The following is a 13,514-nucleotide window of genomic DNA, read 5'->3' on the forward strand; positions in this document are numbered from 1 at the left end:
TTGGATCATTCGCCTCTTGGGAAGCGCTGACTTTCTTCGAGAATGTTGAGGTCCATATGGTTGCGCATATAGCGCTCCGAGGCCTTCTGCAGCGGCTGGTAGTCCCAGGGGAAATAGGCGCCGTTGCGCAGTGCCGTATAGACGATGTGGCGTCGAGCCTGGCTTTCCCGGACGGCGGCATCGAAGCGAGTTAAATCCCAGCGCCGCTCCGCTTCGGCGCTCAGTGTCGCAAAAATGTCCGCAGCTGCCGGATCGTCCATGAGGTTGGTGAGCTCGTAGGGGTCGGCCTCCAAATCGGTCAAGATCGGTGGATCAGCAGCACAGAGCGTCAGTTTGTAGCGCTCGTTCCGAAGCCCGACCATGGGGCTCACCGTCCCTTCGGCGGCATATTCCATCGGAACGATGCTGCGGCCGCCGGTGCCGGTCGCAAGCGGTATCAGGTCCTCGCCGTCGGTCCAGTCCTTGATTGTCGAAATGTCGATGCCCGCGAGACCGGCAAGCGTCGGCGTAACATCGAGCGTCGAAACCGGCGTCGTCACCAGCCGTCCATCGATCCCCGGGACCGCCATCATCATCGGTACCCGTGCCGAGCCCTCGAAGAAGTTCATCTTGAACCATAGGCCTCGCTCGCCAAGCATGTCGCCATGGTCGGAGACGAAGAGAATGATGGTGTTCTCCGCCATCCGGGTGCGCTCGAGTACGTCGAGGATTTCGCCGATCTTGTCGTCGACATAGGAGATATTGGCGAAGTAGCCCTGACGGGCTCGTGCCACGTGTTCGTTGGTAATGTCGAAGGCGAGGTGGTCGCAGGCGTCCATGAGGCGGCGCGAATGCGGATCCTGCTCCTCGTAGGGGATGGCCGGCACGCTCGGCTGCAGCGCCTCGCAACCTTCATAGAGATCCCAATACTTCCGCCGCGCAACATAGGGGTCATGCGGATGGGTGAAGCTCACCGTCAGGCACCAGGGCCGCTCGTCATGGCCGCGCGACAGGTCGTAGAGACGCCGAGTTGCGTTGTAGGCCACCTCGTCATCATACTCCATCTGGTTGGTGATTTCGGCGACCCCGGCACCGGTGACAGAGCCCAGATTATGATACCACCAGTCGATCCGCTCGCCCGGCTTGCGATAGTCGGGCGTCCAGCCGAAGTCGGCGGGATAGATGTCGGTCGTCAGCCGCTCCTCAAAACCATGCAACTGGTCCGGCCCGACGAAATGCATCTTGCCGGAAAGGCTGGTCTGGTAGCCGGCAGCCCTCAAGTGATGCGCATAGGTCGGTATGTCGGAAGCAAATTCGGCGGCGTTATCGTAGACGCGCGTGCGGCTCGGCAGTTGCCCGGACATGAAGGAGGCGCGTGCCGGGGCGCAGAGCGGGCTTGCCGTGTAGGTGTTGGCGAAGCGCACGGAGCGCTTCGCCAGAGACTTGAGATGCGGGGCATGCAGGAAGTCGGCGGGACCGTCGGGGAAGAAGGTCCCGTTGAACTGATCCACCATCAGGATCAGGATGTTGGGGCGCGAAGTCACGATTGACGACCTCAGAGACCAAGAGCCGATTTGACCGCCGCGTCACCCGGCTGGCCGTCGAGAGTGGTCACGCCTTGCAGCCAGGCATCCATGACGGCGGGATTAGCCTTCAGCCACTCGGTTGCCGCTTCCTTCGAATCCTTGCCGCCGAGGATCTCGCCCATCAAGACGTTTTCCATCGAGACGTCGAAGGTCATCTGCTTGAAGAGGGTTGCGGCATTCGGGCAGCTGCCGCTCCAGTCGGCGCGGGCCAGCGTATAGACTTCCGCGCCGCCGTAGTTGGCGCCGAAATAGGCGTCGCCACCCGAAAGGTAGGTGAGGTCGAAGCGTTCGTTCATCGGATGCGGCGCCCAGGCGAGGAAGACCACGCCCTTGCCTTCCTTCGTGGCCCGCTCGACCTGGGCGAGCATGGCCTGCTCGCCGGACTCGACCAGTTCCCAGCCCTTCAGACCGAACTCGCCGGCATCGATCATCTTCTGGATGTTTGCATTGGCCGGTGCGCCGGGCTCGATGCCGTAGATCTTGCTTTCGAATTCGTCCGGGTTTTTGCCGAGATCGGCGAAATCCTTGATGCCCTTGTCTGCCACTGCGGTCGGAACGGCAAGCGTGAACTTTGCCCCTTCCAGGTTCTTGGCCAGGACCTCGATCGCTTGCGCAGAGTTTAGGTCGTCGATGAAGGCCTGCTGAGCCGGCATCCAGTTGCCGAGAAACACATCGATCTCACCGTTCTTCATCGACTGATAGCCGATCGGCACGGAAAGCGTTTTCACGTCCGGCTCATAGCCGAGCGCCTCGAGGACGACTGCGGCGACACCGTTGGTCGCCGTGATGTCGGTCCAGCCCGGATCGGACAGCCGGACGACCTTGCAGCTTTCGGCATCCGCAGCGGCGGCCGCGGTGGTGATGAACAGCATTGCCAGAGCGGCGAGCCCGCCAAGGCGGGTGCCGGACGTGAGTGTCTTGCGCATGATGGTTCCCTCTTGTTGTGATATTGGTTACCCTTATTCAAGAGGTGCACCATTCACCTGTGAAGCGGGAGAATTTTGATGTTTCACATAGAGAAAATTTATGTCTGAAGCGCTGATCGATCTCGCCTGGATGCGCCTGCTGGTCGAGATCGAGCGAAAAGGCTCCCTGTCGGCCGCTGCCGAAGCCCTTGGCCTGACACAGCCGGCTGTGAGTTATCAGATCCGCCTTCTGGAGCAGCGATTTGGTCAGCCTGTGCTGCATCGCCTGCACAGGGGCGTAAGGTATACCGAGGAAGGGCGGCGGCTGCTCGCAATTGCAGAGCGCACGGTGTCGGAGGTCGATGCCCTACAGCGCAGCGTGCGGGCAGCGCGCAGAAGGCCTGCGGTGCGGCTCGCGACAGATTACGCCTTCTCGAGCCTTTGGCTTATTCCGCGCATGCACGCCTTTCGACAAAGCCATCCGGAAATCGATTTGCAGATCGTCGCCACCCAGCGCCTCAGCCATCATTGGCGGGAGGATGCGGATCTCGCCGTCGCCTTCGGCTCTGGCAGCGAGTTCGGCAGCGACGCCCGCTTGCTGATGCCGGAACGCGTGGTGCCAGTCTGCACGCCCAGCCTGGCGCGCAACCTGACGGATGGACCGGACCTGGTCCTCCAACAATGTCCTCTAATCCATCTCGAAGCCGAGCAACTGTCGCCCTGGCTCGACTGGCCCGCCTACATGTCACGGCAGCGACTGGGCGAGAGCCTGCGGGACAGTCCGGGTGACCTCCGCTTCAACACCTATGCGCTCGTCGTTCAGGCTGCCATGGCAGGGCAGGGCGTGGCTCTTGGCTGGCTGGGTATTGTTGATCACCTGCTCGACGCCAACCTACTGGTCATGGCCGGTGACATGGTCTCCGTTGAGGAACGTGGTTACTGGCTCGTACCTGGCAGCGACAGCGAGGCCGTGACTTTGCTCGCCGCATGGTTGGTCGAAGAGGCTGGTGGCACAGTTGCCGGACGGATCCCGACCTGAAAGACCAAAGAAATCGCGTCATCGCTCAATTTGCCCAATTCACCTATGACTAATGTTTAACCATTGCATTGCATCATTGTTCTGACGCTATGGTTGCGGAACCTTAGTGAATACTCATTTAGTGCTGGGGATCGAGATGCGACTGACAGATGTTTCAGTGACTTGGCGCCTCGCGGTGGCGCTTGCCATACCGCTCGTGGCTCTGGCCGGTCTGGCCTATGTCGAAATCAATACGACGTTTACTGCCTATCAGCATGCTCGCCATCTGAACATCGTCAGCGCCGATCTCGGCGTGATCGGTGATTTCGTGCATGCGCTCCAGGCGGAACGCGCCGAAGCGGTGGGCCTGCTCGCCTCCAAGGGGCGGGAGCATGGCGCCGAACTTGAGGCCGCCCGAACCGCCGGTGCGCCCGCCCTCGACAAGATGGATCAGGTTCTCGCCGACATGAAGGCCGAGGGCGATCCGACGCTGATGCGCCACGAACAGGAGCTCGAGGCCGTGCTGGCGAAGCTTCCACAGATCCGGGCCTCGACAGACAATCTGGCCTTGGAGCCCACGGAGGTCTTCGTCTACTACACCGATCTCGTTCACCGGCTGATGAATGTCTCGCGCGAGTTCTCGCTCGCGGCAGGCGCCAGAGGCGTGGTCGGCAAGATGATGGCCTACAGTCTTCTGATGAATGCCAAGGAAGTCGCAGGCCAGGAGCGCAATCTGGGTCACGCCTTCATCTCGGAAGGCAAGTTCGACGAGGCACATTATCTCGATTTCGTCGGCATGTTCGGCTCGCAGAAGTCGCTGATCGATCAGTATCTCGAACTGCTGCCGGACGAGGATCGGGAGCACTATCGCGAATCGCTGCATACGCCGGATGCAGACGCGGTCGAAGATATCCGCTCGAAGATGATGGTGGGTGGCCTGTCGGCTGACCTCAGTGCGATCGACAGCGGCGAGTGGCTGGAGCGCTCAGCGCGCCGCATCGAGCGCCTGAAGGAACTCGAAAACGAGACGCTGGCGACCATTGTCGTGGATGCACAAGGGATGGCAGATGAAGAATACCATCACCTTCTGCGCGTGGCCGGTATCACGAGCACGGTGCTCACCTTTGCCTGCTTCTTCGCCGTTTCGCTGTCCCTAACCGTCGTGCGTCCGCTGCGGCGCCTGACGAAGACGATGAATGATCTGGCAGCCGGCAATGTCGAAGTCGACCTGATCCGTTCCGAGAGCAAGGACGAGATCGGCCAGATGGGGCGCGCCGTCACCGAGTATATCGCGCTTGCCAAGGCCCGCATGGTCAAGGAGCGCGAAGAGCAGGAGGCAGCCGAACGGATCAAGCGTGCCGCCGAGCTTGAAGCCGAGCGCGAACGGGCCGAGCGTGCCGCGGAGATCGCATTTGCGGTGGAACAGCTCGCCAGTGGCCTGGATGCGCTGTCATCGGGTGAGATCGGCTACCGTCTGTCCAACCCCTTCGCGCCCTCTCTCGATCCGCTTCGCATGAGCTTCAACAGCTCGATGGAGCGGCTCTGCGGCGTGATGGCGACCATCCGCGAGAGCACCGGACAGTTGCATGGCGGCTCGCAGGAACTGCAACTGGCAGCCGATGATCTTGCTCGCCGCACCGAACGCCAGGCCGCGGCTCTGGAGGAGGCTGCCGCCTCGATCACGCAGATCACCACGACCATGACGAGCTCGGCGCAACGTGCGGAAGAGGCCGGTCATCTGGTGCGCGAAGCAAGCGTGACCGCCCAGAAATCCGGTGCTGTCGTATCGGATACGGTCAAGGCGATGCAGCATATCGAACAGTCCTCCGGGCAGATCAGCCAGATCATCTCGGTCATCGATGAAATCGCCTTCCAGACCAACCTTCTGGCGCTGAATGCGGGCGTCGAGGCAGCCCGGGCAGGGGAGGCCGGAAAGGGCTTTGCCGTCGTGGCCCAGGAGGTCCGCGAACTCGCCCAGCGGTCCGCCAACGCCGCACGCGAGATAAAGGCGCTGATCAATCGTTCGGCGCAGGAGGTGGAGGCCGGGGTTCGGCTGGTCAACGAAACCGGCGACACGCTGAAGGGCATCGAAGACCACGTGATGAAGATCAACGAGCGCGTCACGGCCATCGTTTCGGCTGCAAAGGAGCAGTCGGCTGCCCTCAACGAGATCAGCCAGGCCGTCAGCCAGATGGATCAGGTGACCCAGCAGAATGCGGCGATGGTCGAGGAAGCGAGTGCAGCGACGTCGAGCGTGGCGACCGAAGCTGACCGCCTTAACGGTCAGATCGCCATGTTCAAATTGCCTGGAAACGAGAATCGTGAGCGCGGCCGCGAGGCCGCCTGACGAAGAAACGGGTACTCAGAGCAGATTGCCGATCCGACAAAATTCCTCGACGCTGAGCGTTTCCGCCCGGCGTTGAGGATCGATCTCCGCGCGGGCGAGCAATGCTTCGCCGCCGATCGGCTTGAGGCTTTGCCGGAGCATCTTGCGACGTTGGCCGAAAGCAGCCTGCGTGACTTTTTCGAGCTTGTCCGGATCACAGGGCAGGGGCTTTTCGATCGGCACCAGATGGACCACGGTCGAGGTCACCTTTGGCGGCGGTGTGAAGGCCTGCGGGGGGATGTCGAAGGCCATGTGCGCCTCCGTTCGCCAGCCGCAGAGCACGCCGAGCCTGCCATAATGGTTGTCGTCCTCACGTGCCACGATCCGCTGCCCGACTTCCTTCTGGAACATCAACGTCAGGGACTGCCAGAAGGGCGGCCATTGGCCTGGCAACAGCCAGTTCACCAGCAACTGCGTGCCGACATTGTAAGGCAGGTTCGCGATGATCTTGACCGGCTCGCCCGGGGCGAGGCTCGCAAAATCGGTCTTCAGCGCATCACCTTCGATCACCTCAAGGCGACCGGGATAATGGTCGGCAATCTCCTTTAGAGCCGGCAGGCAACGCGGATCACGCTCGATCGCTATGACCTTCTTTGCGCCAAGCGCAAGGATCGCCCGGGTCAGGCCGCCCGGACCCGGCCCGACCTCGATCACCGTCACCCCTTCGAGCGAACCGGCATTGCGGGCCACCTTCTGGGTCAAGTTCAGGTCGAGGATAAAGTTCTGTCCGAGTGCCTTCTTGGCATCTAATCCATGGCGCGCGATCACATCGCGCAGCGGCGGCAGTCCATCGAGGGCGGCCATCAGAGAGATGCCTCGCGCTCATGCGCCATGCGATCGGCCATCCGCAAGGCTGCAATGAGGCTGGTTTCCTTGGCAAAACCGCTGCCCGCGAGGCCAAAGGCCGTCCCGTGATCGGGTGAGGTGCGGATGAAGGGAAGCCCGAGCGTCACGTTGACGCTGTCGTCGAAGCCGAGTGCCTTGGCCGGAATCAGTGCCTGGTCGTGATACATGCAGATCGCCACGTCGTAGCGGCTGCGTGCATCGTCGTGAAACATGGTGTCGGCGGGCAGAGGGCCGAAGGCATCGATGCCCTCATCGCGCAGCCGGCGGATTGCCGGATGGATGATGTCGTCGTCCTCATGGCCGATCGCGCCATTCTCGCCCGCATGCGGATTGAGGCCGGCGACCGCCAGCCGCGGGGACGCGATCCCGAAGCGGTCGGCAAGATCCTTCGCGACGATCCGGCAGGTGTCGACGATCAGGTCCTCCGTCAGCGCGTCCGGAACATCCTTCAGCGGAATATGGATGGTCACCGGGACGGCCTTGAGCTTCGGGCCGGCAAGCATCATGACCGGCATGACCGAGCCACCCCTTGCCCGCGCCGCGAGATCGGCGAGAAACTCGGTATGGCCAGGAAAACCGAAACCGGCCTCGTACAGCACGGATTTCGCGATCGGATTGGTGACGACAGCACGCACCGTACCTTGGAGGCAAAGCGCAACGGCAGTCTCGATAGCTGCGATCGTGCCGCGGGCATTCGCCACATGCGGCTTGCCAGCCAAGACGTCGACGCCGGTGGGAATGGGAAGAACCGGAAGCGCCCGGGCGAAGACGCCGCTTGCATGCGCCGCATCAGTCTCCTCGACAACAACCTCGAGTTCCAACTGGCGGGCCCTGACCTTCAGGACCTCGGGATCGCCGATATAGAGGAACGGCGGGAGCGCCAGTTCATCCCGTTTCAGCCACGCCTGAAGAGTGATATCCGGCCCGATACCGGCCGGATCGCCCTGGCTGAGCGCCAGCGGAAGGACGCCATTGGTCATGGATCGGCCTTTCGAGGCTTATTGCATTACGATCTGGGCCTTCGAGCGCAGTTCTTCCAGATATTTGTCGGAATTCGGGTTCTCGCCCTGCTGTTCCTTGCCGATATCCTCGGCGCGGAAGACGACCTCTGCCGCCACGTCGTCGGAGACCTGACGCTGGTTGCAAATGGCAAGATACTCGACACCACGGTCGGTCACGCGGGTTGCCGTCGTGCCACCCTTTGCCTTTTCGACCAGCGGCTTCCATTCCGGCGGCATCTCGGGCTCAAGAACGCGGCCGAGATTACGGATCGACACATCGAGATAGTTCTTGGCGAATTCCATGGCCTGATCGCAGCCCGGGAACGAGGCGCGCGACTTTTCGGCTTCCGCCTTGCGCTTGCCGACGATGCCCTTCTTCGAGGCTGGCACCACGAAGATCACCTGCTTGAGGAAATATTCCGTCGTCACCGGCTTCTCTTTGTTTTCGAGAAGACGGGTCACGAGATCCTGGTTCGACAAACGGCCACGTGCGCCTGCCCCGTAACGCGCGTTCACGAGGCGCGGCCAGCTCATCGAGACGGCGATGAAGGACTTGAAGTGGGCAGCACCCACGCCCGCCTGATCGAGCACGGAATTGAGCTGTGATACGGACATCTTGTTCGATGACGCAAAGCGTTCGAACGAGGCATCCACATCCGCCGTGCTGACGGACATGCCGACGCGCGCGATTTCCTCGCGCTTCAGCGTCTCGTTCACGAGTTCTTCCCGGGCGATCTGCTGGAGATTGCCGCTGCGACGCTGCAGCCTGAGGAAGGCCACGCGGCGCGCGACGTCAGCGCTGGTGATCGCGGTCTTGTTGACAACGGCTGCCACCGATGTTGCTGCCTGAGCCGGCGCAAAGATTGGCGTCGGGCTGACGCTTAAGGACAGCGCGATGACGCCGGCGAGCAGCAGACCGGTGCCTTTTTTTGCATGAGCCATCTGTCATCCTTTCTCCGAACTGCAGAAGCCTGCTCCGGACTTAGATCATGTAACGGATTTTAGAACCGCCGCACGGATTGCACAATCCATGCGGCGAAACAATGACCTGCATCGCAGCGGCTTTGCCTCACTCGAACGAGGTGTCGCTGAGATTGATCTCTCCGAGGGTGCGGAACACCAGCTTTCCACCGATCGTCCAGTCGTTCGCGGTCTCGGCATTCGGGTCATACTTGTCCGAATAGGCGATCGAGAAGACCGTGCATTCGTCGGCATAGGAGATGCCAACACTGCGGCGGTTGAACTTGTCGGCATCGATGTCGTAGTTGACCGAGCCAAACACCGACCAGTTCTCAGTGACCTTCACGGTCGTGGAGCTGGTGACCGTCTGGTTGTCGTTGCTGAACGAGTAGGCCGGGCGAGCGTCAACCTGGGTAAATGTCAGGCTTGTTTCAAACCGGTCCTGAGCATAGGTCGCGTTGACGTCGGTACGGCGGACATCGAGCGTTTCCTCGTCGAGCCGCACACCGGCACTCAGCGAAAGCCCGATCGGCAGTTCGAAGCCAGCCGATGCGACGTAGTCGGAGACGTCAGTCTCAAGGCCGGAATCGGAGCCCACGGCAAGCAGGTCTTGCGTTGCGTAGGAGTTCAGGCCCGCCAGATGGTAGGACTGGCCGATGACAGCACGAACACCGATCCCGTTGTCGAAGCTGCCGGTGTAGCGCATGCCGACATTGGCGCGTGTGCCGCCCTCGACACGATCAAACCCGGAAAACTTGTTGCGCGAGAAGAGGTTGCTCGCATCGAACACCAGGCTCTGCGCGTCTTCGTTCGGCAACTGGCCAGCATAGCCCTCGTTGTTGCGGGCATAGATCTGCGCGATCGGCTCGATGATATGCGAGCTGTTGGCAGTCGTGATAAGCCACGGGTAGCGGGCTTCGATACCGGCAGTCAGCAAATAGCGAGCAGGTGCGTCATTGCTCGTGTAGCCGCCGGTGTAGTTGCCGGGCGCGTCCATGGCGAGGCCATAAACATCGCCGCGCGCAGCCAGAAGCGGCGTGATCTGCAAACCGCCCGGACCGTCGAAAGTGCGCTCCCATTCGAGCTCGCCCGTCAGGCGGTTCATGTGGCCCTTCAGCCCGCGATAAACATCAAATGCGCCGTCCCTGTTTGTGTCGGCAAACTCGCTCGAGAAGCGCGACAGGGAGGTGAAGTTCAAGGTGCCAGCCAGCTGGCCACCGGCGACCAGTTCGGGCGCGTAGTAGCTGTAGTCGATGACCGGCAGGACAGTGGCCTGCTTCTTTTCGGCTGTATTGTTCAGGTCCGCATCCTGAACGTCGAAATAGTAACCGCGCATGTCGAAGAAATTGCGTTCGCCGATGCCGGTCAGATAGACGACATTGGTGTTCGTTGACGCATTCAGCCCATCGATGCCGTAGGTGCGTGCGAAATTGTTGTCGCTCTGCACCATGACATCCCAGCCGAATGACCAGCGCGGATTGATCTTGAACTCGCCCTTGGACGCGATGAGGCCGCGCGTGTCGCGCTCGGCGTCGCTCGTGCCGGCGGTGAACTCATCCGTATTCATCTGGCTGATGCCAGCGATCCGGATATTGGCTTGCCCCTTCTCGAAGCGCTGGCGGACCTCTGCTTCGAGCAGCACGCCTTGCGCGCTGAAGCCTGTCGTGGTGATCGTCGCGTCGCGGTCCGGTGCAATGGCGATGTAGTAGGGGACCGCAATGCCGAAACCGACATTTTCGCCCGAGCGGAACTGCGGGAACAGGAAGCCCGACTTCCGCTTGACGGTATTATCAGGCACCTCGATGAACGGCAGCGTCACAAGCGACTTGCCGAACAGTTCAAACCGGGCCCTTTCGAGCCGCACGGTCTTCTTCGTGCCGTCCTGTACGACGCGTTCTGCCTTCACCTGCCAGAGCGGCGGACGGGACGGGTTTTCCGCGCAGGGAAGACATGCCGTGTACACGCCCTTGTGCAGAATCATCTGCGTGCCGCCGACGCGCTGAGCGCTTTCGGCAACGAGGCGTGTGTTGTCGGTGCTCTCCACGCGCAAGGCACGCAGGAAGCCGTCGGAGAAATTGTCGGTGACATCGAGCGAATCCGCATAGATGCGGTTTCCGGTCGGCTCGACCAGCTCGATATTGCCCGCCGCTGTGACGCGGCCCGTTTTCTGGTCGTAAACGACCTGACGGGCCACCATCTGGTAGCCGGCATAATTGATCTGCACCGCGCCGTTCGCGACAACGCGCTCGGCATCACGGTCATAAACGAGTTCATTGGCTGCCAGAAGCAGCTTCGCGTCATCAGGGACGTTACCTGCCATCGACGCTGAGTCGGACAGGCTCTGCGCATGCACGAGAGGCGCAGCGGGCGCCATAGCGCACACAGCGACACTGGTCAGCAGGGCTACTGAGAGCCTCCTGATATTCCCGCGGTCTTTTACCGCCACTAACCATCCTCCTTGTGAAGCAGAATCGTTGCCCCCAGTGCCATGGCTACGACAACTGGGACCCAGGCCGCAACATATGGCGGCATGACGCCGCTGCTTCCGAATGCTCTGACGAGCACAGAGACAACATAAAGCACGAAGCCTGACAATATTCCACCGAGAATCACCGTTCTCGATTGGTTGATACGGCTGAATTTCAGCGACACGGTTGCTGCAATCAGCGTCATTGCAATCATCAGGAATGGCAGTGAAAGCAGCGAGTGAAACTGCGTTTCCAGCGCATGAGGTGCGATCCCGAAGGATCGGGCAACTTCAATTTTCTGAAAAAGATCATAAAAAGCAACGCTTTCCGGTCGGGCAAGGCGCTGCTGAACGAATTCCTCGTTGAGATTGGTCGCAACCCGCGCCTCAGCGAGTCGCGTCTGGATCTCTCCCGGACGCGTCTCGAGAACGTCGGTAAGCATCCAGTAACCATCTTTCAAAGAAGCCGTGCGTGCATCCTGACGCAGCACGATGCGTCCGTCCTGGTCGAAATGCAGCAGAACGGCATCGACGAGCAGCGTGCCATCCTCAAGAACGGCGCGCGCACCGAGCGCCACGTCATTGTCGCCGCTCGACTGGCGCAGCCACGGAATCGGCGCCGGTTTCGCGCTGCCGGCCGTTTCACGCCACTTCGTTTCGATTTCGGTGCCCTGGCGTTCACCCCAGGCGGCGAGGGGATTGATCACCAGAGTCGTCGTCAGGCCGATCAGGGTGGCGCCGATCAGGAAGGGCGCCATGAACTGCCAGACGGAAATGCCAGCCGCCCGCGCGACGACCAGTTCGGACTTGCGGTTGAGGGCAATCAGCGTCGCCATGCCGACGAAGAGGCCGATAAACGGCACCGTCTGTTGGAGAATCAGAGGCAGCCGCAAGGCAGTGAGGTAGAGCACGCCGGTCACGGAATAGCCCGGCAGGTCGTCATAGCGGCCGGAGGTTTCCGTGAAGTCGATAAGATAGGTTATCGAGACGACGCCAAGGAAAAACCACAGCGTCGTCATCATGTAGCGCCGGAAGAAATAGAGCCCGAGAGTCCAGATCATGCGGCGCTCCCGGTGCCTGTGCCAAGCCGCTTCTGCGTCATGGTGATCACCATACCCACAAGCGCCGAAACTGCGCGCGGCAATCGCGGACTGCGATTCGTTGCCAGCATGAAGGCAGCGACCGCGCCGCTGCCAAGCGGTACCAGATATTGCAGGGGCACGAAGGCTGGGGATGTCTCCACCAACGAGGTGACGTAGTTCGACGCCCAGAAGATGGTGAGCGACATCAAGAGCGCCGAGGCCATGGGATGCAATCGCGCCTCACGGTGGGACCGCGCATCACCGCAGATCATCAGACTGATCAGGGCAAAGACCATCGGGAAGAAGGCCGCGCTGATGCGGCGGTGGAGCTCGGCCGTGAAGTCGTTGGGATTGCTGACATAGCGCTCGTCGAGTGGATCGGGATCCATCAGGTAGAACAGGTCGCGATCCTTGGCGCCGAAGCGGGCCTGGCCGCGCTCCTCCGAAAGGTCCGAAAGATCGAAGGCGTAGCGGTCGAAGCGGATGACGGTCACATCGCCGTTCGGCGCTTTGCGCTGCACTTCGCCATCCTGCATCACGAGCGCCTTGCCGGTCTCTTCGACCGCGCCCTCACGGGCATAATAGATGAGCTCGGATGCGGGGTCGCGGGAATCGGCAACCAGCAGTCCCTTCATCTTGCGGCCAGCCTGCCGCTCCGAGATCTGCACGTAAAGGCCGGGCTCGATCTGACGGAAGGTCTTTTCCTCGATGACCGAAGAGAGAAGATCGGCATAGGCGGTCGCGATCATGGTCCGCACATTGACGCGCATCGCCGGCTCGACGAAGCCGAGCATCACCAGCGAAAAGATGCTGAGACCGCCGGCCAGCATCAGAAGCGGACGCTGGATCGTTCGTCTCGGTGCTCCGGCGGCATCGATGACCGCGAGCTCCGAATCATTGTTCATCGTGGTCAGCGTGTGGGTGATGCCGATGACCAGCGCGAAGGGCAGGACGGTCGCGATGATGGTCGGCAGGATCATCGTCGCCAGCAGCATGAAGGACCCGACCGACTGGCCACTATCGGTGACGAGGTTGATACGTCGCAATACCTGCGTCGTCCAGATGATCGCCAGCACCGGCAAAAGCGCTGTCGTGAACATCAGGACGACCCGCCGCAGGATGTATTGTTCGAGTATCTTCATAGGGTTCCCTTGCAGGCGCGACACGCAGACGTCGCGCCGAGGATTGGCGTTCTCTACAATGCTTGCGGCATTTTGGCGACCGAGGGATGGCAATTTCCCCGGCTTCCTGATCCTGTTTTTTCTTTCACCGCGATAAATCGGA

At 61.2% G+C, this 13,514-nt stretch carries 10 protein-coding genes; 2 read left to right on the plus strand and 8 right to left on the minus strand.

The window, feature by feature from the left end; genetic code table 11:
- Positions 1 to 5 precede the first annotated feature (5 nt).
- Both betC and choX read right to left on the minus strand, forming a co-directional pair.
- Positions 6 to 1,526: a choline-sulfatase gene (betC, locus tag ACQKP1_RS07200; protein WP_427276420.1), complete on the minus strand. Its 1,521-nt coding sequence runs from the start codon at positions 1,524 to 1,526 to the stop codon at positions 6 to 8.
- Positions 1,527 to 1,534: 8 nt separating this feature from the next.
- The gene (gene choX, locus ACQKP1_RS07205) at positions 1,535 to 2,437 is read right to left on the minus strand and encodes a choline ABC transporter substrate-binding protein (RefSeq protein ID WP_427276421.1); all 903 of its coding nucleotides are present in this window, start codon (positions 2,435 to 2,437) and stop codon (positions 1,535 to 1,537) included.
- A 154-nt stretch (positions 2,438 to 2,591) separates the two neighbouring features.
- On the opposite strand from choX, the gene ACQKP1_RS07210 reads away from it, so the two are divergent.
- Positions 2,592 to 3,509: a LysR substrate-binding domain-containing protein gene (locus tag ACQKP1_RS07210; RefSeq protein WP_427274742.1), complete on the plus strand. Its 918-nt coding sequence runs from the start codon at positions 2,592 to 2,594 to the stop codon at positions 3,507 to 3,509.
- Positions 3,510 to 3,645: 136 nt separating this feature from the next.
- Positions 3,646 to 5,835 carry a methyl-accepting chemotaxis protein gene (locus ACQKP1_RS07215; protein ID WP_427274743.1) on the plus strand — a complete coding sequence of 730 codons (2,190 nt, stop codon included), beginning with the start codon at positions 3,646 to 3,648 and terminating at the stop codon, positions 5,833 to 5,835.
- A 15-nt stretch (positions 5,836 to 5,850) separates the two neighbouring features.
- Here ACQKP1_RS07215 and rsmA read toward each other — a convergent pair whose 3' ends face one another.
- From rsmA to lptF, 6 genes are all read right to left on the minus strand, one after another.
- Entirely contained in the window at positions 5,851 to 6,678 is an 828-nt protein-coding gene (gene rsmA / locus ACQKP1_RS07220) for a 16S rRNA (adenine(1518)-N(6)/adenine(1519)-N(6))-dimethyltransferase RsmA (protein ID WP_427274744.1), read from the minus strand.
- Positions 6,678 to 7,700, minus strand: a complete 1,023-nt coding sequence (gene pdxA / locus ACQKP1_RS07225; RefSeq protein WP_427274745.1) for a 4-hydroxythreonine-4-phosphate dehydrogenase PdxA — start codon at positions 7,698 to 7,700, stop codon at positions 6,678 to 6,680. The genes rsmA and pdxA overlap by 1 nt, the downstream gene beginning before the upstream one ends.
- 18 nt (positions 7,701 to 7,718) lie before the next feature.
- Positions 7,719 to 8,663 (minus strand): peptidylprolyl isomerase, encoded by a 945-nt coding sequence (locus ACQKP1_RS07230; RefSeq protein ID WP_203014605.1) that lies wholly within the window; start codon positions 8,661 to 8,663, stop codon positions 7,719 to 7,721.
- A gap of 127 nt (positions 8,664 to 8,790) precedes the next feature.
- Positions 8,791 to 11,127, minus strand: a complete 2,337-nt coding sequence (locus tag ACQKP1_RS07235) for an LPS-assembly protein LptD (protein WP_203014607.1) — start codon at positions 11,125 to 11,127, stop codon at positions 8,791 to 8,793.
- Complete coding sequence (lptG, locus tag ACQKP1_RS07240) at positions 11,127 to 12,209, minus strand: LPS export ABC transporter permease LptG (protein ID WP_203014610.1); 1,083 nt, start codon at positions 12,207 to 12,209, stop codon at positions 11,127 to 11,129. The genes ACQKP1_RS07235 and lptG overlap by 1 nt, the downstream gene beginning before the upstream one ends.
- Positions 12,206 to 13,372, minus strand: coding sequence for an LPS export ABC transporter permease LptF (lptF, locus tag ACQKP1_RS07245; protein WP_203014613.1), 1,167 nt, complete (start codon positions 13,370 to 13,372; stop codon positions 12,206 to 12,208). The genes lptG and lptF overlap by 4 nt, the downstream gene beginning before the upstream one ends.
- Between the last annotated feature and the right edge of the window lie 142 nt (positions 13,373 to 13,514).

Origin of the sequence: Allorhizobium sp. NPDC080224, assembly GCF_050281005.1 — a bacterium.
Taxonomy (GTDB): domain Bacteria; phylum Pseudomonadota; class Alphaproteobacteria; order Rhizobiales; family Rhizobiaceae; genus Allorhizobium.